This window comes from Pseudomonas sp. ICMP 8385 (assembly GCF_002699915.1).
Classification (GTDB): domain Bacteria; phylum Pseudomonadota; class Gammaproteobacteria; order Pseudomonadales; family Pseudomonadaceae; genus Aquipseudomonas; species Aquipseudomonas gessardii.
In genome coordinates this window covers 98,085-117,616 of record NZ_LKBY01000045.1, presented here as the reverse complement: position 1 = coordinate 117,616, position 19,532 = coordinate 98,085, and the positions used below count along the sequence as shown (strand labels likewise).

Sequence of the window (19,532 nt, the reverse complement as noted above, 5' to 3'; positions counted from 1 at the left end):
AATTCAGCGAAGCGTTACAGACGTCCCAGATCGTTGACCAAGGCTAACAACATCACCCCGACCACCAAACTGATACCGATCTGTATCCCCCAACCCTGCACCCGATCCGACAAGGGGCGACCACGCACCCACTCGACGAGATAAAACAACAGATGCCCCCCATCCAATACTGGAATGGGCAACAAATTCAGAACCCCAAGGCTAATACTCAGATAAGCCAGGAAATTCAGGAAATCAGCAACACCCGACTGGGCAGAAGCGCCCGCCACTTTAGCAATGGTTATCGGTCCACTCAAGTTTTTTACCGAGAGCTCGCCGAACAACATTTTCTTCAGTGAATCGAGGGTCAGCACACTCATGGTCCAAGTGCGTCGTGCACCCTCGCCAATTGCCGCCAATGGCCCGAAGCTGACCTCCCGCACCATCGATGGCGGCCAGTCGACAGCCTTGACCCCGGCGCCCAGATACCCGCCGGCCGCCTTGGCCTCCCCGCGCACCGCGAGGGTGACCGGGACGTCGATTTGAGCACCGTCGCGCTCAATTTTCAGCACAATTTTCGTATCAGGACGTACACGAACCAGATCGACCACTTGCTGCCAGTCGCCCAGTGCCTGGCCATCAAGGGCCAGCAAACGGTCGCCGGTCTTCAGGCCGGCAGCCTGGGCCGGGCCTTTGGGATCGAGTTCCGCCAAGACCGGCGGCAGCGCCGGGCGCCATGGACGAATCCCCAGGGACTTGATCGGATCAGGCTCATCAGCACCCTTGAGCCACTTGTCCAATATCAGTTCACGCGGCGTCTCGGCCGTCGAGTCCTGCTCGCGCACCATCAGCTGTACGGTGCCGCTTTCACCCAGGCGTCGCACCAACTGCAGATTGACCGCGCCCCAGCCGGTAGTTGGCTCGCCATCAATAGCAACAATTTCCTGCCCGGCGCTCAAACCAGCCTTGGCGGCGATACTGCCCGCCTCCACCGCCCCGATGACCGGACGCACTTGCTGGCTGCCCAGCATGGCCAGGACCCAGAAGAACACCATGGCCAGCAGGAAGTTGGCGATCGGGCCGGCGGCCACGATGGCGATACGCTGACGGACGGTCTTGCGGTTGAAAGATTGGTCCAGTTGATCAGCCGGCACTTCGCCTTCACGCTCGTCGAGCATCTTGACGTAGCCGCCCAGGGGAATGGCGGCAATCACGAATTCGGTGCCCTGCCGGTCGTGCCAGCGCAGCAGCGGCATGCCAAACCCCACGGAAAAACGCAGGACCTTGACGCCACAACGGCGCGCCACCCAGAAATGACCGAATTCGTGGAAGGTGACCAGCACACCCAGAGCAACCAGGGTGCCGACAATCATGTAGAGCGCACTCATCTAATCTCTCCGCATTCCAATCCCGCGCCTGCCGACTAACCTGCGTGGCGTTTCAACCATTGCCAGGCCAAGAGCCGGGCCTTGGCATCCGCCTCGAACACGGCGCCCAAATCATTCACGGCAACCACCGGCTCAAGGCTCAAAATTTCCTCGATGATACTCGCGATCTGTGGAAAGCGGATGCGCCGCTCAAGAAACGCGGCAACCGCCACTTCATTGACCGCATTGAGCATCGCCGGAGCACTGTTACCCGCCTCTGCCGCCTCACGCGCCAGGCGCAGGCAAGGGAAGCGCTGATCATCCGGCGCCTCGAAATCCAGGCGTGCAATGGCAAACAGGTCCAGGGGCGCCACACCCGAGTCGATCCGCTCGGGCCATGCCAGGGCATTGGCAATCGGCGTGCGCATGTCCGGGTTGCCCAACTGGGCCAGCACCGAACCGTCCACATAGTCGACCAGGGAGTGAATCACGCTTTGCGGATGAATCACCACTTCGACCTGATCGGCACGGGCATCAAACAGCCAGCAGGCCTCGATCAGTTCCAGGCCCTTGTTCATCATGCTCGCCGAATCCACCGAGATCTTGCGCCCCATCGACCAATTGGGGTGGGCACAGGCCTGATCGGGAGAAACGTGTTCCAGCTCGGCCAATGGCGTCTGGCGGAACGGGCCGCCGGAGGCGGTCAGCAGGATACGCCGCACGCCGACCTGGCTCAGGCCGCGGGCGAAGTCACCCGGCATGCACTGGAAAATCGCGTTGTGCTCGCTGTCCAGCGGCAGCAGCACGGCGCCGCTCTTGCGCACGGCCTGCATAAACAGCGCGCCGGACATCACCAGCGCTTCTTTATTGGCTAGCAGGATTTTCTTGCCGGCATCAACCGCCGCCAGGGTCGGACGTAAGCCGGCAGCACCCACAATAGCAGCGACCACCGTGTCCACCTCAGACGCGGCGGATACCTGGCACAAACCCTCCTCGCCGACCAAGACCTCGGTCGCCAGGCCCGCCGCCCGCAGGTCGTCCTGCAAACCACGGGCGGCGGCCGCATCCGGCACCACCGCGAACTGCGGCACATGGCGCACGCACAGCGCCAACAGCTCGCTCAAGCGGCTGAAGCCGGTCAGGGCGAATACCTGATAGCGCCCAGGGTGACGGGCAATCACATCCAGGGTGCTCAACCCGACCGAGCCGGTAGCCCCCAGCACGGTCACTTGCTGTAGGCGGCTCACGAAGCAGCCATCCACAACAGCACGGCAAACACCGGGATCGCCGCCGTCAGGCTGTCGATGCGGTCCAGTACGCCGCCATGGCCCGGCAGCAGGTTACTGCTGTCCTTGATCCCGGCCTGGCGCTTGAACATGCTTTCGGTCAGGTCGCCGACCACCGAAATCAGTACGACCACCGCTGCGCCGACCAGGGCCAGGAGGATTTGCCTGGCATCCCACTCGCGCACAACGCCGACGACCAGGGTAATCAGCAACGTCAACGCCAGCCCGCCGTACACCCCTTCCCAGCTCTTGCCAGGACTGACCGCCGGGGCCAGCTTGCGCTTGCCAAAGGCACGGCCGGAGAAGTACGCCCCGATATCCGCGCCCCAGACCAGCACCATCACCGCCAGGATCAAGCCGTTGCCCAGGGCCATATGCTTGATAGAGACCAGGCCCTGCCAGGCCGGCAGCAGGATCAGCAGGCCGATCACCAGCTTGCAGGCGACGCTGGACCACTGGCCGCTGGTACGCGGGTAGGTCAACACCAGGAATGTCGCCAACGCCCACCACAGCACCGCCGCCCCCAGCACCCAGGGGGCGACATCCGGCAGGATGTACATCAAAAACAGCAATACCGCGACAACAGCGGCGTACACCACCCGCGGCAGTTGCTCGGCAAACCCGGCCAGGCGCGCCCATTCCCAGGCGCCCAGGGTCACGACCAGGCCAATGAACAGCGCAAAGCCGGCGCCTTCAAGCAGGAAAAACCCGCACAGGGCAATCGGCAGCAGGATCAGTGCCGTGATGATTCGTTGTTTAAGCATTAAACCCGGGCTCCAGCTTCGATCTGCTCGCTCGTTTTACCGAAGCGACGCTGACGGGAAGCGAAATCGGCCAGCGCATTGCGCATGGCATCGTGTTTGAAGTCCGGCCAGAACAGGTCGGAGAAGTACAGCTCGGTATAGGCCAACTGCCACAACAGGAAGTTGCTGATACGGTGCTCGCCACCGGTACGGATGCACAGGTCCGGCAATGGCAGGTCGCCGGTCACCAGGCAGGTTTGCAACAACTCGGGCGTGATGTCTTCCGGCCGCAGATGGCCGGCCTGCACTTCACGCGCCAGGCGCTGTGCAGCCTGGGCGATATCCCATTGCCCGCCATAATTGGCGGCGATTTGCAGGACGAAACGGTTGCTGCCAGCGGTGATCGCCTCGGCCTCGCGCATGGCGGCCTGCAGCTCCGGGTGGAACCGCGAGCGATCGCCAATGATGCGCAGGCTGATATTGTTGTCGTTCAGGCGCTTGGCCTCACGACGCAAGGCCTTGAAGAACAGGTCCATCAAGGCGCTGACCTCGTCGGCCGGCCGTTGCCAGTTTTCACTGGAGAAGGCAAACAAGGTCAATACCTCGACCTTGGCCTCGGCACACACCTCGATCACGGCCCGCACCGCATCGACACCCGCCTTATGCCCGGCGACACCCGGCATAAAGCGCTTTTTCGCCCAGCGATTATTCCCGTCCATGATGATCGCGACATGGCGCGGCACCACGGCGGGCACAGTCTGCTTGGTCTTTTCCATGAAGGCGTCCTGACCCCTTATACGGCCATCAGGTCCTTTTCTTTCTCTTCCGTGGCCTTGGTGATCAGGGCCTCGGATTCCTTGGTCAGCTTGTCGATATCGGCGATTGCGCGACGCTCTTCGTCTTCGCTGATTTCCTTGTCCTTGACCAGCTTCTTCAGGTCACCCAAGGCATCGCGACGGATGTTGCGCACGGCAACACGGGCATCCTCCGCCGCGCTGCGCGCCTGCTTGGTGAAGCCCTTGCGGGTTTCTTCGGTCAGGGCCGGCATGGAGATCAGCAGCAGCTCACCCAGGTTGGTCGGGTTGAGGTTCAGGCCGGCGCTCTGGATGGCTTTGTCGACGGCGGCGAGCATGTTGCGCTCGAAGGCCACCACTTGCAGGGTGCGCGAGTCTTTTACGGTCACGTTGGCCACGCCGCTCAGCGGAGTGTCGGAGCCGTAGTACGGCACCATCACACTGCCCAGGATGCTTGGGTGGGCCTTGCCGGTACGAATCTGGCCAAATGCATGGGCCAGAGACTCCAGGGATTTTTGCATACGCGCTTGGGCGTCTTTCTTGATTTCATTGATCATTGTTGGCCTTCCTCGATCAGAGTCCCTTCTGCGCCGCCGTGTACGATATTCAGCAGGGCGCCGGGCTTGTTCATGTTAAATACGCGCAGCGGCATCTTGTGGTCGCGGCACAGGCAGATTGCCGTCAGGTCCATTACACCCAGCTTGCGATCCAGCACTTCATCATAAGTCAGATGATCGAACTTCTCGGCATGGGGGTCTTTGAATGGATCGGCCGTGTAGACACCATCAACCTTGGTGGCCTTGAGCACTACATCAGCATCGATTTCGATGGCACGCAGGCAGGCAGCCGAGTCTGTGGTGAAGAACGGGTTGCCAGTACCGGCGGCAAAGATCACCACCTCTTTGGCGTTCAGGTGGCGCATGGCTTTGCGGCGATCATAGTGATCGGTCACGCCCACCATGGAGATGGCCGACATCACGATGGCCGAGATATTGGCCCGCTCCAGGGCGTCGCGCATGGCCAGGGCGTTCATCACAGTGGCCAGCATGCCCATGTGGTCGCCGGTAACCCGGTCCATGCCAGCCGCACTGAGCGCTGCACCACGGAACAGGTTGCCACCACCGATCACCAGGCCGACCTGGACGCCGATGCCGACCAGTTGGCCGACTTCCAGCGCCATGCGGTCAAGCACCTTGGGATCGATCCCGAACTCTTCCGAGCCCATCAGGGCCTCGCCGCTAAGCTTGAGTAGAATGCGTTTATAGCGAGCCTGATAACCACTGCCCTGCTGAGCCATTGCGAATCTCTCCTGCGGCGTATTTTTAAAAAATTCTTGGCGAGCCGTTTACGGCTTGCGTTCACTCTAGCTGGACGCTGTCACAGCGCCATCGGAACACGGCTTTGTAAGCCAGTTCCAAAGGGAAGCCAAATAAAATTGAGCCTCCCATTTGAAAAGAGGCTGCGCGCGTGAGCGGGCAGCCTCTCTTGGGCGACAGTTGAAAACTGTCTTATTGCTTGGCGGCAGCCAGCTGGGCAGCAACTTCTTCAGCGAAGTTGTCGACCGGCTTCTCGATACCGTCGCCTACTTTGAAGTAGGTGAAGGAAACGATTTCGGCACCGGCTTTCTTGGCCAGTTCGCCAACCTTGATTTCAGGGTTCTTGACGAACGCCTGCTCAACCAGGCTTGCTTCGGCCAGGAACTTGCTGATACGGCCTTTGACCATGTTCTCAACAATGTTTTCTGGCTTGCCTTTGATTTTTTCTTCGTTCAGCTGCAGGAACACAGCTTTTTCGCGTTCGATCGCTTCGGCAGAAACTTCCGAAGGCAGCAGGAACTCAGGGTTGCTGGCCGCTACGTGCATAGCGATGTCTTTGGCCAGCTCAACGTTGCCGCCCTTGAGGACAACGGCAACACCGATCTTGTTGCCGTGCAGGTAACCACCAACCACGTCACCTTCAACACGTACCAGGCGACGGATGTTGACGTTTTCGCCAACCTTGCCGACCAGTACCAGGCGATCAGCTTCTTGAGCGGCGATCAGCGGAGCGACGTCAGTCAGTTTGTCGGCGAACGCTTTTTCAACGCTGGCAGCAACAAATGCCTTGAAGTCGTCTTGCAGGGCCAGGAAGTCGGTCTGCGAGTTCACTTCCAGCAGAACGGCGGATTTGCCGTCTTCTTTCAGAGCGATCGCGCCTTCAGCAGCGACGTTGCCTGCTTTCTTGGCAGCCTTGATGGCGCCCGAAGCACGCATGTCATCAATGGCTTTTTCGATGTCGCCGTCAGCCTTTTCCAGGGCTTTCTTGCAGTCCATCATGCCTTCGCCAGTACGCTCACGCAGTTCTTTAACCAACGCTGCAGTAATTGCTGCCATTTTCAAATTCCTCTTGGATAGGTTTTCAACCATTCCACCCGACTTGTACGGGCGTTCAATTCTTCCCGAACCACCCTTGTTAACCGCTGCACGTTACAGATGCTGTAGCTGTGCCGCTCACAAATGGTTTTCGAGGTGGCAAAAAGGGGGCCAAGCCCCCTTTTTGCTTACTGAGTCAACGCCAGGGCGTCAGTTACTCAGCTGCAGCGACCGGTGCTTCTTCAGCAGCGAACTCTACGGTGCCGCCGCCAACATTGTTGCGGCCACGGATTACAGCGTCAGCCATCGAACCCATGTACAGCTGGATAGCGCGGATTGCGTCATCGTTGCCTGGGATGATGTAGTCAACGCCTTCCGGGCTGCTGTTGGTATCGACTACGCCGATAACCGGGATGCCCAGCTTGTTGGCTTCGGTGATCGCGATGCGCTCGTGATCAACGTCGATAACGAACAGTGCGTCAGGCAGACCGCCCATGTCCTTGATACCACCCAGGGAACGATCGAGCTTTTCCAGGTCACGGGAGCGCATCAGCGCTTCTTTCTTGGTCAGCTTGGCGAAAGTACCGTCTTCGGCTTGCACTTCAAGGTCACGCAGACGCTTGATGGAAGCACGGATGGTTTTGAAGTTGGTCAGCATGCCGCCCAACCAGCGGTGATCGACGTACGGCGAACCGCAACGTGCTGCTTCTTCAGCAACGATCTTGCCAGCGGAACGCTTGGTGCCGACGAACAGAATCTTGTTTTTGCCCTGGGCCAGGCGCTCTACGAAAGTCAGCGCTTCGTTGAACATTGGCAGGGTTTTTTCAAGGTTGATGATGTGGATCTTGTTACGCGCGCCGAAAATGTATTTACCCATTTTCGGGTTCCAGTAACGGGTCTGGTGACCGAAGTGCACACCGGCCTTCAGCATATCGCGCATGTTGACTTGGGACATGATAGTTCCTTAATAAGTCGGGTTTGGCCTCCACGTATCCCAATGACCAACCAGCGGCTTCAAGGCCTCCGGCACCCAGGTCATCGTGTCGACACGTGTGTGGATTTAAGCTTTGCGGGGTATCCCCGGAAAGCGGCGCATTTTATACCACAGCAACGACCAAAACGAAACCCGCAATCGCATTTGCTTGCCGGCATTGATACCCAAGCCATTGAATCGGGTGAAAATACCCGCACCTTATAGAGAGAAGCGATAGCCAGACACTCATGGTTTGCACCTTGCGTCTGTTAGAATCGCGTTTTTTGGGCTTGTGCGAACGCTGCACCTTTTTGTTGCACGCCCGTAAACCGTATTGATTTCAGCGCCTCGCGCTAGAGAGAGCCTGTATGACCGTTACCCTGAAAACCGCTGAAGACATCGCAGGCATGCGCGTTGCCGGCAAACTGGCTGCCGATGTGCTGGAAATGATTGCCGAGCATGTCAAACCCGGTATCACCACCGAGGCCCTGGACCGTATCTGCCACGACTATATTGTCGACGTGCAGAAAGCCATCCCCGCGCCGCTGAACTACAAAGGCTTCCCCAAGTCGATCTGCACCTCGATCAACCACGTGGTCTGCCACGGTATCCCGGGCGACAAACCGCTCAAGGACGGCGACACCCTGAACATCGACGTCACGGTGATCAAGGACGGCTATCACGGTGACACCAGCCGCATGTTCCACGTTGGCAACGTACCGGTGTGGGCCGAGCGCCTGTCCCAGGTCACCCAGGAATGCATGTACAAGGCCATTGAACTGGTCAAGCCGGGCTGCCGCCTGGGCGATATCGGCGAAGTGATCCAGAAACACGCCGAAAAGAACGGTTTCTCGGTGGTCCGCGAGTTCTGCGGCCACGGCATCGGCAAGGTGTTCCACGAAGAGCCACAGATCCTGCACTACGGCCGTGCCGGCACCGGCATGGAACTCAAGGCGGGCATGACCTTTACCATCGAGCCGATGATCAACCAGGGCAAGGCCGACACCAAGGTGCTGGGCGACGGCTGGACCGCCATCACCAAGGACCGCAAGCTCTCGGCGCAGTGGGAACACACCCTGCTGGTCACCGAGACAGGCTACGAGATCTTCACCCTGCGCGCCGATGACACGATTCCCCGCGTTTCGGCCTGATGCTTGCAGCGGGCTTTCCAGATAGCGACGTTGTGACCACACCTAGATAGAAAGGAAAGCCGATCGATGCCCCAGGTGGATCCCGAACTCTTCGACCGCGGCCAGTTCCAGGCGGAACTGGCGCTGAAGGCAAGCCCCATTGCCGCCTTCAAGAAGGCCATCCGCCAGGCCCGCGAAGTGCTCGACGGGCGCTTTCGCAGCGGTCGGGAGATTCGCCGGCTGATCGAGGATCGCGCCTGGTTCGTCGATAACATCCTACAAAAGGCCTGGGAACAGTTCGACTGGAGCGAGGACGCCGATATCGCCCTGGTGGCCGTCGGCGGCTACGGCCGGGGCGAACTGCACCCCTACTCCGACATTGACCTGCTGATCCTGCTGGACAGCGCCGACCACGAGATCTTTCGCGATTCCATCGAGCGTTTTCTGACGCTGCTATGGGACATCGGCCTGGAAGTCGGCCAGAGCGTGCGCTCGGTGGCGGAATGCGCCGAAGAAGCCCGAGCCGACCTGACGGTGGTCACCAACCTGATGGAAAGCCGCACCATCTGCGGCCCCGAGCGCCTGCGCCAGCGCATGCTGGAAGTCACCAGCACTGCGCATATGTGGCCGAGCAAGGAGTTCTTCCTGGCCAAGCGCGCCGAGCAGAAAGCCCGGCATCACAAGTACAACGACACCGAATACAACCTGGAACCCAACGTCAAGGGCTCGCCCGGCGGGCTGCGGGATATCCAGACCATCTTGTGGGTAGCCAGGCGCCAGTACGGCACCCTGAACCTGCGGGCCCTGGCCGGCGAAGGCTTTTTGGTCGAAAGTGAAAACGCCCTGCTGGCCTCGTCCCAGGAGTTTTTGTGGAAGGTGCGCTACGCCCTGCATATGCTGGCCGCACGCTCCGAAGATCGCTTGCTGTTCGACCACCAGCGCTCCATCGCCACCCTGCTGGGCTTCGAGGGCGAAGACGCGAAGACCAGCATCGAAAGCTTTATGCAACAGTACTACCGGGTGGTCATGAGCATCGCCCAGCTCAGCGACCTGATCATCCAGCACTTTGAAGAAGTGATCCTGGCCCCCGAAGACGAAGCGCCGCCGCAACCGATCAATGCGCGCTTCCAACTGCACGATGGCTATATAGAGGCACGCAACGACAACGTGTTCAAACGCACGCCCTTTGCCATGCTGGAAATCTTCGTGCTGATGGCCCAGCAACCGGAAATCAAGGGCGTGCGCGCCGATACCATCCGCCTGCTGCGGGAAAACCGCCACCTGATCGATGACGAGTTCCGCCACGACATCCGCAATACCAGCCTGTTTATCGAGCTGTTCAAGTGCAAGATCGGCATCCACCGCAACCTGCGGCGCATGAACCGCTACGGCATCCTCGGGCGCTATCTGCCGGAGTTCGGCTTTATTGTCGGGCAGATGCAACATGACCTGTTCCACATCTATACCGTCGATGCCCACACCCTGAACCTGATCAAACACCTGCGTAAGCTGCAATACACCCAGGTGTCGGAAAAATTTCCGCTGGCCAGTAAGCTGATGGCCAAGCTGCCCAAGCCCGAGCTGATCTACCTGGCCGGCCTGTACCACGATATCGGCAAGGGCCGGCATGGCGACCATTCGGAAATCGGCGCGGTGGATGCCCAAGCCTTCTGCCAGCGCCACCAGTTGCCGCAATGGGACAGCCGCCTGATCGTCTGGCTGGTACAGAACCACCTGGTGATGTCCACCACCGCCCAGCGCAAGGACTTGTCCGACCCGCAGGTGATCCATGACTTTGCGCAGATCGTCAGCGACGAAACCCGTCTCGACTACCTGTACGTGCTGACCGTCTCCGACATCAACGCCACCAACCCCACGCTGTGGAATTCGTGGCGCGCCAGCCTGTTGCGCCAGCTCTACACCGAGACCAAGCGCGCCTTGCGTCGCGGCCTGGAGAACCCGGTGGACCGCGAAGAACAGATCCGCCGCACCCAAAGCGCAGCCCTGGATATCCTGGTGCGTGGCGGCAACGATCCCGACGATGTGGAACAGCTGTGGTCGCAACTGGGCGATGATTACTTCCTGCGCCACACCGCAGGCGATGTGGCCTGGCACACCGACGCGATCCTCCAGCAGCCGGCCGATGGCGGCCCATTGGTGCTGATCAAGGAAACCACCCAGCGCGAATTCGAGGGCGGCACGCAGATCTTCATCTATGCCCCGGACCAGCATGACTTCTTCGCCGTGACCGTGGCCGCGATGGACCAGCTCAACCTGAATATCCATGACGCGCGAGTGATTACCTCCAGCAGCCAGTTCACCCTCGACACCTACATCGTGCTCGACACCGAAGGCGAGTCCATCGGCGACAACCCCGAGCGCGTGAAAAAGATCCGCGAAGGCCTGACCGAAGCCCTGCGCAACCCCGACGACTACCCGACCATCATCCAGCGCCGGGTGCCGCGCCAGCTCAAGCATTTTGCCTTTGCGCCCCAGGTGACCATCCACAACGATGCCCAGCGCCCGGTGACGGTGCTGGAACTCAGCGCCCCGGATCGCCCTGGCCTACTGGCGCGGATCGGCGGGATTTTCCTGGAGTTTGACCTGTCGTTGCAGAACGCCAAGATTGCCACCCTGGGCGAGCGGGTCGAAGATGTGTTCTTTATTACCGATGCCGACAACCAGCCGCTGTCCGACCCTGAATTGTGCCGCCGCTTGCAGGACGCCATTGTTGCGCAATTGAGCGTGAACCAGGAGCCTGGGGCGGAGTTGTCCAGAATAACCATTTGAGTTGAATTTAATTTCCCTGGGGGGTGCGGACCTTGTAGGAGCTGGCTTGCCTGCGATGCGGGCGGCGCGGTGTATCTGGTACACCGAGGCGATGCCATCGCAGGCAAGCCAGCTCCCACAGGGCCGTGCTCAACGATAGAGGCCCCGATGAACAACGCCCTGAACCAACTGCAGCCCTACCCGTTCGAGAAACTGCGCGCCCTGCTAGGCAGTGTCACGCCGAACCCGGACAAGCGCCCGATTGCCCTGTCCATCGGCGAACCCAAGCACAAATCCCCGGATTTCGTCGCCCAGGCCCTGGCCAACAATCTGGACCAGATGGCGGTGTACCCCACCACCCTGGGCATTCCTGCCTTGCGCGAGGCGATTGGCGCCTGGTGCGAGCGACGTTTCAGCGTGCCCCAGGGCTGGCTGGACCCGGCGCGCAATATCCTGCCGGTCAATGGCACCCGTGAAGCGTTGTTCGCCTTCACCCAGACCGTGGTCAACCGCGGCGACGATGCCCTGGTGGTCAGCCCGAACCCGTTCTACCAGATCTACGAAGGCGCAGCGTTCCTCGCCGGGGCCAAGCCGCATTACTTGCCGTGCCTGGATGAAAACGGCTTCAACCCGGACTTCGATGCGGTGACGCCGGCTATCTGGAAACGCTGCCAGATCCTGTTCCTGTGCTCCCCCGGCAACCCGACCGGCGCGCTGATCCCGGTCGAGACCCTGAAAAAACTGATTGCCCTGGCCGACCAGTACGATTTCGTGATCGCCGCCGACGAGTGCTACAGCGAGCTGTACTTCGACGAGCAAACCCCGCCGCCAGGCCTGCTCAGCGCCTGTGTGGAGCTGGGGCGCGAGGACTTCAAGCGTTGCGTGGTATTCCATAGCCTGTCCAAGCGCTCCAACCTGCCGGGCCTGCGCTCCGGGTTTGTGGCCGGCGATGCCGAGATCCTCAAGGCCTTCCTGCTGTACCGCACCTACCACGGCTGCGCCATGCCGGTGCAAACCCAGCTGGCGAGCATCGCCGCGTGGCAAGACGAGGCCCATGTCCAGGCCAACCGTGACCTGTACCGGCAAAAATTCGACGCCGTGCTGGCGATTCTCAAGCCGGTATTGGACGTGCAGAACCCGGACGGTGGTTTCTACCTGTGGCCGAACGTCAAGGGTGACGATGCCGCGTTCTGCCGCGATTTGTTCGTGGAGGAGCATGTGACCGTGGTGCCGGGCTCGTACCTGTCGCGGGAAGTGGACGGTTTTAATCCCGGTGCCGGGCGGGTACGCCTGGCATTGGTTGCGCCATTGGCCGAATGCGTCGAGGCGGCTGAACGGATTCGTGACTTTATCCAACGCCGTCGTTGATGCCTGGTGGGCCGCCCCCCATGTGGGGGGCGACCACATTTGGACACCGTTGAGCAGGAACACAAACGCACAAGAACGCCACCCAACGCCTGTCAAGCATTGACCATAATGGGTGGAAGAATATGGCACTCACTGTTTCAACCCGCATGCCTGCGCAACAACCCCTCGACGCCCCTACGCCCGGCCTCAACCGGAACAAACGCGGGGTAGCCTCCCCCGAAAAAATGTGGCCGCAACATTCCGTGCTGAAAATCTCGTTGCTGGACATGACCGATGAGCAAAAGGCCATGATCAAAGACAACATCAACAAATGGGCGCCGCACACCAACCTGTACTTCAAGTTTATCGACAGCCCCAACGGCGACATCCGCATCGCCGCAGACAACAACACCAACGCGGGCTGGTCGTGGCAGGGCACCAGCGCAAAAAAAGCACCCGCCTCGGAACCGACCATGAGTATCGGATTTGCCACACCGTCAATCTACACGGCCGGCAAAATACAGCACGAATTCGGCCACGCCCTGGGCTTGAGGCACGAGCACAAACACCCGGACCGCCAGCTGGATATCAATAAAGAGAAAATCTACGAAGACTATAAGTCACGGGATAAAACCCGCCGCCAGGCCGATCACGACATCATCGACCCCTTTCACCACAACGACGTCAAAGTCAGCGCTTATGACCGAGCCTCCATCATGCATTACGGGTATTCCAAAGAGGTCATGAACGACGGCCATGCGATCTTCACTAACACGCAACTGTCTGACGGTGACAAACAGTTCATCCGCTCACTGTACCCACCCGACAACTCCCCCCTGGGCAAACTGCTGAATACCGCAATCAGGAGCTTGATCAATACCTGAAGGTACAGCCGCTTTACCTGAAACCCGGGAACCAAACCCCTTTGACTCTCCACTACCTGGGAACCGCCCAGCGAGCAGAGACCATGAGCCTGATAACCCCGTTATCCCCTGACATCCCCATCCATCGACTCGTGCCCACCCGCAACGACACGCCTGCCGAACGCATGGGGGCTATTTCTGAGTCCCCAGGTTCGCCTCACTCATATCCAGGTCCGCCAACACTTCGCGTAGCACATCATCACCAATCTGGTGATGGCGACTCAGGCTATACAGCTCCAAGCGTTGCGCGCGCAAAGCCTTGAGCCGCCATTTACGCTCCAGGTGATCCATCTGCAGCGCCAGTGCCTGGGCTTCGGCCGAGTCGTTGAATACCTCCAACTGATGGCGGTATTCCGACATGATCCGGGCCTTGAGCTCCGCCGCCAATGCGGCCTGGGTCGCGTCCAGGGGCACCCCGTCGGCGGTTTCCTCCACCTCCAGGGCATGAATCGCCGCCTCGGCAGTTTTTTTCCAGGCATCGCGCACCTCGCCACGCCGCTTGTCATCCGGGCTCTTTTCGATCCCCCGCAGCAACAGCGGCAAGGCAATACAGGCGGCGACCAACGACAACAGGATCACCCCTGCGGCAATAAAGATCAGCAAGTCACGCTCGGGAAACGCCTGGCCGGGTGCCAGCAGCAACGGCACGGACATCACACCGGCCAGGGTCACTGCCCCGCGCACCCCGCCAACCGTCAAGAGCCAGCAGGACCGGGCAGTTGGCACCAGGGTCAGCTCGCTTTTACCGCGCAGGCGCCGCAGCAGGCCGGACAGGCGCCAGATGCTCTGCACCCAGATAAACCGCAGCACCAGCAGCACCAGGAAGATCGCGATCACATCCAGGCAGCGATAGAGCAAGGTCGGCCACAGCGTGGCTTCGTGGCTGGTTACCGCCTTGATGATGTCCGGCAATTGCAGGCCCAGCAGCAGGAAGATCAAACCATTGAAAGCAAACTCCAACAGCGACCAGACACTGCGATTGAGCAAGCGCGTACTGGTCTGGCGTGGCAGCAGGTCCAGCCAGCTCTGCATCATGCCCGCCGCCACCGCCGACAGAATCCCCGACGCCCCCAGACGCTCGGCCAGTACATAAGCAGCGAACGGCAGCAGCAACATAAACACCACATGGGTCGCCGGGTCATCCCAACCCCGGGCAATCATCCAGGCCCGCAGGCGCCCCACCAGCCAGCTCAGGGCCACGCCGATGGCCAGGCCACCGACCGCCACCAGCACAAACGTCAGGCTGGCATCGGCCAGGGAAAACACCCCGGTCAGCGCGGCCACCAGGGCGAACTTGAAGGTCACCAGGCCCGACGCATCGTTCATCAAGGCTTCGCCCTGGAGCATGTGCATCAAGGGGGTGGGCAAGCGGTTCTGGGAAATCGCCGACACGGCCACCGCATCCGTCGGCGATAAAACGGCCGCCAGGGCGAAGGCCACCGGCAGCGGAATGCTCGGCAGCAGCCAGTGGATAAAATACCCGGCGCCCACCACGGTAAACAGCACCAGCCCCACTGCCAGCGTCAGGATCGGCCCACGCAGGCGCCACAGCTCACGCTTGGGCATGCGCCAGCCATCAGAAAAAAGCAGCGGCGGCAGGAACAGAAAAAGAAACAATTCCGGGTCCAGGGCCACATGCAGCCCCAGGGTCGGCCATGCCAGCAAGGCACCGGCGGCAATCTGCACCAATGGCAACGGCAAAGGGATCACACGCCCGACCAGACGCGAAACGCTGACCAGCATCAGCAGGATAAGAACGGTGTAGGCGGTTTGCATAAAGCGGGGTTCCCGGACAATCGACTTGCGATGACACACTTGAGGCAGCAACGCGCCTTTGAAGTGCCATATTAGCTGCCTATGCTGCTGCATGACCGTTGCACATAAGTCGCAGCCAGGGCCAAGCCCCATGGATGGCGGACTGGAGAGCGACACATTGAAAAATGCACCATTTTAGGTACACTTCGACACATGAGTAAAAACCCACTCACTTTACATGTGAGTTTTTTTCGCACTGACGCAGGTAACGAGCCGGTACGTGAATGGCTGACAAACTTACCTCGTGAACATCGACGACTCATTGGAGTGGAAATAAAAACTGTGCAACTGGGATGGCCAATCGGCATGCCCGTGGTGCGCAAGCTCGATTCCGGGCGATGGGAGGTCAGGGCTGACCTGGAAGACACCATCACCCGCATTATCTTCACGGTGGTCGGCAGCAACACGGTGCTACTCCATGGCTTCATCAAGAAAAGCCAAAAAACACCGGCGCACGACATGGCAACCGCCAAGCAGCGCAAGGCAAGGTTATGAGGTACAACACATGAACAAACATATAGGCTCTGACTTTGATGACTTCCTCGCTGAGCAAGGGCTCGGCGAAGAGGTCTGCGCGGCGGCCCTCAAGCGTGTTATCGCCTGGCAGCTCAGCCAGGCGATGAAGCATCAGCGAGTCAGCAAAAAAGCGCTGGCAGAACGGATGCATACCAGCAGAACCGCCGTGGACCGTGCCCTTGATCAAAATGACTCGGGCATGACCCTCGCCACTTTAGCCAGCGCCGCTCGGGCCCTGGGCCAGCGCGTGGAAATCCGCCTGGTTCCAGAGGATCAAGCAGCCTACGCGTGACCTTACCGCCTTTGGGCCAGGTAGCCTGCGCGCAGTGGTTCTACGTGGCATAATCCTTGGCTGATTTTTTGCGACCCTATTGGGGCGATTTTTAGGAATGAAATATGCCCAATAAAAACAAACAGTTACAAATTTTCGGCATCAAAGCCTGCGACACCATGAAAAAGGCCCGTACCTGGCTCGATGAAAATGCCATCAGCTATACGTTTCATGACTACAAGACGGCCGGTATTGACCGCGAACACTTGACCCAATGGTGCAACGAGCACGGTTGGCAGGTGGTTTTGAACCGTGCAGGCACGACCTTTCGCAAACTCGAAGACGAACGCAAAGCCGATCTCGACCAGGCGAAAGCTATTGAACTGATGCTCGCACAACCCTCGATGATCAAGCGCCCGGTGCTCGATCTCGGTGACAGAACCCTGATTGGCTTCAAGCCAGATAGTTATTCGGCGGCCCTCAAGTAGGCCAGCCACTTCATTTTTGCAGAGGTAACAGCATGTCCAATTCCCTGTTCAGCCTGGGCTTCGGCGTCGGCACCCAGAACCGCCAAGGTGCTTGGCTGGAAGTATTTTACGCGCAACCGTTGCTCAACCCTTCGGCCGAAATCGTCGCCGCCATCGCGCCGATCCTTGGCTATAGCGAAGGCAACCAGGCCATCACGTTTACCATTGCCCAGGCCTCGCAACTGGTCGACGCCCTGAAAAATGTAGATGCCACCCAGGCCGCCCTGCTGACGCGCCTGGCCGAAAGCCACAAGCCGCTGGTCGCCACCCTGCTGGCCGAAGACGCCGCGCTGACCTCCACCCCAGAGGCCTACCTCAAGCTGCACCTGCTGTCCCACCGCCTGGTCAAGCCCCATGGCCTGAGCCTGGCCGGGGTGTTCCCGCAACTGCCGAACGTGGCCTGGACCAGCCAGGGCGCGATCGACATCGGCGAACTGGCCGAGCGCCAGCTGGAAGCACGCCTGCGTGGCGAACTGCTGGAAGTGTTCTCGGTGGACAAGTTCCCGAAAATGACCGACTACGTGGTGCCGGCCGGTGTGCGTATCGCCGATGCCGCGCGCCTGCGCCTGGGTGCCTATGTGGGCGAAGGCACCACCGTGATGCACGAAGGCTTCATCAACTTCAATGCCGGCACCGAAGGCCCGGGCATGATTGAAGGCCGTGTATCGGCGGGTGTCTTCGTCGGCAAGGGTTCGGACCTGGGCGGCGGTTGCTCCACCATGGGCACCCTGTCGGGCGGCGGCAACATTGTGATCAAGGTCGGCGAAGGCTGCCTGATCGGTGCCAACGCCGGTATCGGTATCCCATTGGGCGACCGCAACACCGTGGAATCGGGCCTGTATGTGACCGCCGGCACCAAAGTGGCACTGCTCGACGAGCAGAACCAACTGGTCAAGGTGGTCAAGGCCCGTGAATTGGCCGGTCAGCCCGACCTGCTGTTCCGCCGCAATTCCGAGACCGGTGCCGTGGAGTGCAAAACCCACAAGTCGGCCATCGAACTGAACGCAGCGCTGCACGCTCACAACTAAGCAGCGACTCGATGCCACCGGAACCGGCCGCGTTTGCCAACGCGGCCGGTTCATATGAGTCTTCAATCCCATGCTTGTGCCCTCGCCCTGGCGCGCCGATTTCCCGGCCATCGCTACCTTGCAACGGCAAGACCAGACCTACCTGGACAACGCCGCGACCACGCAAAAACCTCAAGCCCTGTTGGACGCCCTCAGCCATTACTACGCCAATGGCGCGGCCAATGTGCACCGTGCCCAGCATTTGCCGGGCGCCCATGCGACTCAAGGGTTCGAGGACAGTCGCAGCAAAGTGGCGCAATGGCTCAACGCAGGTGACAACGGGCAGATCATCTTTACCCACGGCGCGACGTCTGCGCTGAACCTCCTGGCCTATGGCCTCGAGCACCTTTTCAACCCGGGCGATGAGCTTGTCATCAGCGCCCTGGAACATCACGCCAACCTGCTGCCCTGGCAGCAACTGGCCAAGCGTCGCGAACTCACGCTGGTGGTGTTGCCCCTCGACAACGAGGGTTTGATCGACCTGCAAGCCGCCGCCGCGATGATCGGGCCACGCACCCGGCTGCTGGCGGTGAGCCAGTTGTCCAACGTGCTGGGTGTCTGGCAGCCATTGCCGCAGTTGCTGGCACTGGCCAAGGCCCACGACGCCTTGACCGTGGTGGATGGCGCCCAGGGGGTTGTCCACGGTCGCCATGACGTGCAGGCCCTGGGCTGCGACTTCTATGTATTTTCCAGCCACAAACTCTACGGCCCCGACGGTGTCGGCGTGCTGTATGGGCGCAACGAGGCCCTGCATCGGCTACGCCACTGGCAGTTTGGTGGCGAGATGGTGCAACAGGCGGACTACCACAGCGCCAGCTTCCGCCCGGCGCCCCTGGGTTTTGAAGCGGGCACGCCACCGATTGCCGGGGTAATTGGCCTGGGAGCGACCCTGGATTACCTGAGCTCGCTGGATCAACAGGCGGTGAACGCCCACGAAGCGGCGCTGCATGACTACCTGTTGCGCGGCTTGCAGGCCCGCAATGGTGTGCGTCTGCTGGGTTCGCCGCAGGTGGCCCTGGCCAGCTTTGTGGTGGAGGGTGTGCACAACGCCGACCTCGCCCACCTGCTGACCGAGCAAGGCATCGCGGTACGCGCCGGCCATCACTGTGCTATGCCCTTGCTCAAAGGCCTGCAGCTCTCGGGGGCGATCCGGGTGTCCCTGGCGCTGTACAACGACTCCGATGACCTGGAGCGCTTCTTTGAAGCCCTGGACCAGGCGCTGGACATGCTGCGATGAGCCTGCCTGTAGAGGCCGTTGCCGCACTGCAAGCCTTTCAGGCAGTGGGCAGTTGGGAGCAACGCGCGCGAATGCTGATGCAATGGGGCGAGCGACTGCCAGCCTTGGCCGAGGCCGATAAAATCGATGCCAACCTGGTACAGGGCTGTGAAAGCCTGGTGTGGCTGGTGGGGCACTTGCACGACGGCCATTGGCAGTTTGCTGCCAGCAGCGAAGCTCGCTTGATTCGAGGGTTAGTGGCGTTGTTGCTGGCGCGGGTCAATGGGCTGTCGGCGGCCGAGTTACAGGCGGTCGACCTGCCTGACTGGTTCAACCAACTGGGGCTTTCCCGCCAATTGTCGCCGTCGCGCAGCAATGGGTTGAATGCGGTTTTGCAGCGCATGCGCGACTTGAGCCATACGCAAAACTAACTGTGGGGGCAGACTTGTGTGGGAGCG

Annotated in this window: 19 protein-coding genes; 10 read left to right on the top strand and 9 right to left on the bottom strand. The window is 60.4% G+C overall.

All coding sequences use genetic code 11. The features are described from left to right. Positions 1-14 precede the first annotated feature (14 nt). The 8 genes from rseP to rpsB form a co-directional block, all read right to left on the bottom strand. Positions 15-1,367, bottom strand: coding sequence for a sigma E protease regulator RseP (gene rseP / locus AO268_RS06715; protein ID WP_076962172.1), 1,353 nt, complete (start codon positions 1,365-1,367; stop codon positions 15-17). A gap of 35 nt (positions 1,368-1,402) precedes the next feature. Next, the gene (ispC, locus tag AO268_RS06710) at positions 1,403-2,593 is read right to left on the bottom strand and encodes a 1-deoxy-D-xylulose-5-phosphate reductoisomerase (protein WP_076962171.1); all 1,191 of its coding nucleotides are present in this window, start codon (positions 2,591-2,593) and stop codon (positions 1,403-1,405) included. After that, the gene (locus tag AO268_RS06705) at positions 2,590-3,396 is read right to left on the bottom strand and encodes a phosphatidate cytidylyltransferase (RefSeq protein ID WP_076962170.1); all 807 of its coding nucleotides are present in this window, start codon (positions 3,394-3,396) and stop codon (positions 2,590-2,592) included. Before AO268_RS06705 ends, ispC begins: the two co-directional genes overlap by 4 nt. Then, entirely contained in the window at positions 3,396-4,151 is a 756-nt protein-coding gene (gene uppS / locus AO268_RS06700) for a polyprenyl diphosphate synthase (protein WP_076962169.1), read from the bottom strand. The genes AO268_RS06705 and uppS overlap by 1 nt, the downstream gene beginning before the upstream one ends. Positions 4,152-4,168: 17 nt before the next feature. Next, complete coding sequence (gene frr / locus AO268_RS06695; RefSeq protein ID WP_076962168.1) at positions 4,169-4,726, bottom strand: ribosome recycling factor; 558 nt, start codon at positions 4,724-4,726, stop codon at positions 4,169-4,171. Continuing rightward, a complete protein-coding gene (gene pyrH / locus AO268_RS06690) occupies positions 4,723-5,466 on the bottom strand; it encodes a UMP kinase (protein WP_003172271.1) in 744 nt (247 codons plus the stop codon). Before pyrH ends, frr begins: the two co-directional genes overlap by 4 nt. Before the next feature lie 211 nt (positions 5,467-5,677). Continuing rightward, positions 5,678-6,541 (bottom strand): translation elongation factor Ts, encoded by an 864-nt coding sequence (gene tsf, locus AO268_RS06685; protein ID WP_029297289.1) that lies wholly within the window; start codon positions 6,539-6,541, stop codon positions 5,678-5,680. A 193-nt stretch (positions 6,542-6,734) separates the two neighbouring features. Next, positions 6,735-7,475, bottom strand: a complete 741-nt coding sequence (rpsB, locus tag AO268_RS06680) for a 30S ribosomal protein S2 (RefSeq protein WP_029297291.1) — start codon at positions 7,473-7,475, stop codon at positions 6,735-6,737. Between the two features lie 386 nt (positions 7,476-7,861). Between rpsB and map the strand changes: the two genes are divergently transcribed. The 4 genes from map (at position 7,862) to AO268_RS06660 (ending at position 13,623) form a co-directional block, all read left to right on the top strand. Beyond that, positions 7,862-8,644 (top strand): type I methionyl aminopeptidase, encoded by a 783-nt coding sequence (map, locus tag AO268_RS06675; protein ID WP_038446451.1) that lies wholly within the window; start codon positions 7,862-7,864, stop codon positions 8,642-8,644. Positions 8,645-8,710: 66 nt separating this feature from the next. Continuing rightward, on the top strand, positions 8,711-11,413 hold the full coding sequence (locus AO268_RS06670) for a [protein-PII] uridylyltransferase (protein ID WP_099168213.1): 2,703 nt from the start codon (positions 8,711-8,713) through the stop codon (positions 11,411-11,413). A gap of 147 nt (positions 11,414-11,560) precedes the next feature. Then, entirely contained in the window at positions 11,561-12,760 is a 1,200-nt protein-coding gene (gene dapC, locus AO268_RS06665; RefSeq protein ID WP_099168212.1) for a succinyldiaminopimelate transaminase, read from the top strand. A 122-nt stretch (positions 12,761-12,882) separates the two neighbouring features. Continuing rightward, entirely contained in the window at positions 12,883-13,623 is a 741-nt protein-coding gene (locus AO268_RS06660; RefSeq protein ID WP_099168211.1) for a M12 family metallopeptidase, read from the top strand. A gap of 171 nt (positions 13,624-13,794) precedes the next feature. On the opposite strand, the gene AO268_RS06655 is transcribed toward AO268_RS06660, so the two are convergent. Continuing rightward, positions 13,795-15,438, bottom strand: a complete 1,644-nt coding sequence (locus AO268_RS06655) for a Na+/H+ antiporter (protein WP_076962164.1) — start codon at positions 15,436-15,438, stop codon at positions 13,795-13,797. Positions 15,439-15,630: 192 nt separating this feature from the next. Here AO268_RS06655 and AO268_RS06650 point away from each other — a divergent pair, with 192 nt between their 5' ends. The 6 genes from AO268_RS06650 (at position 15,631) to AO268_RS06625 (ending at position 19,505) form a co-directional block, all read left to right on the top strand. Next, entirely contained in the window at positions 15,631-15,972 is a 342-nt protein-coding gene (locus AO268_RS06650; RefSeq protein ID WP_099168210.1) for a type II toxin-antitoxin system RelE/ParE family toxin, read from the top strand. Between the two features lie 10 nt (positions 15,973-15,982). Beyond that, the gene (locus AO268_RS06645) at positions 15,983-16,285 is read left to right on the top strand and encodes an XRE family transcriptional regulator (RefSeq protein WP_076962162.1); all 303 of its coding nucleotides are present in this window, start codon (positions 15,983-15,985) and stop codon (positions 16,283-16,285) included. 104 nt (positions 16,286-16,389) lie between these two features. Further along, positions 16,390-16,752 (top strand): ArsC family reductase, encoded by a 363-nt coding sequence (locus tag AO268_RS06640; protein ID WP_076962161.1) that lies wholly within the window; start codon positions 16,390-16,392, stop codon positions 16,750-16,752. Between the two features lie 32 nt (positions 16,753-16,784). Beyond that, complete coding sequence (dapD, locus tag AO268_RS06635; protein WP_076962160.1) at positions 16,785-17,819, top strand: 2,3,4,5-tetrahydropyridine-2,6-dicarboxylate N-succinyltransferase; 1,035 nt, start codon at positions 16,785-16,787, stop codon at positions 17,817-17,819. Between the two features lie 70 nt (positions 17,820-17,889). Next, entirely contained in the window at positions 17,890-19,095 is a 1,206-nt protein-coding gene (locus AO268_RS06630) for an aminotransferase class V-fold PLP-dependent enzyme (RefSeq protein ID WP_099168209.1), read from the top strand. Beyond that, entirely contained in the window at positions 19,092-19,505 is a 414-nt protein-coding gene (locus AO268_RS06625) for a SufE family protein (protein ID WP_076962158.1), read from the top strand. Before AO268_RS06630 ends, AO268_RS06625 begins: the two co-directional genes overlap by 4 nt. Positions 19,506-19,532: the final 27 nt, after the last annotated feature.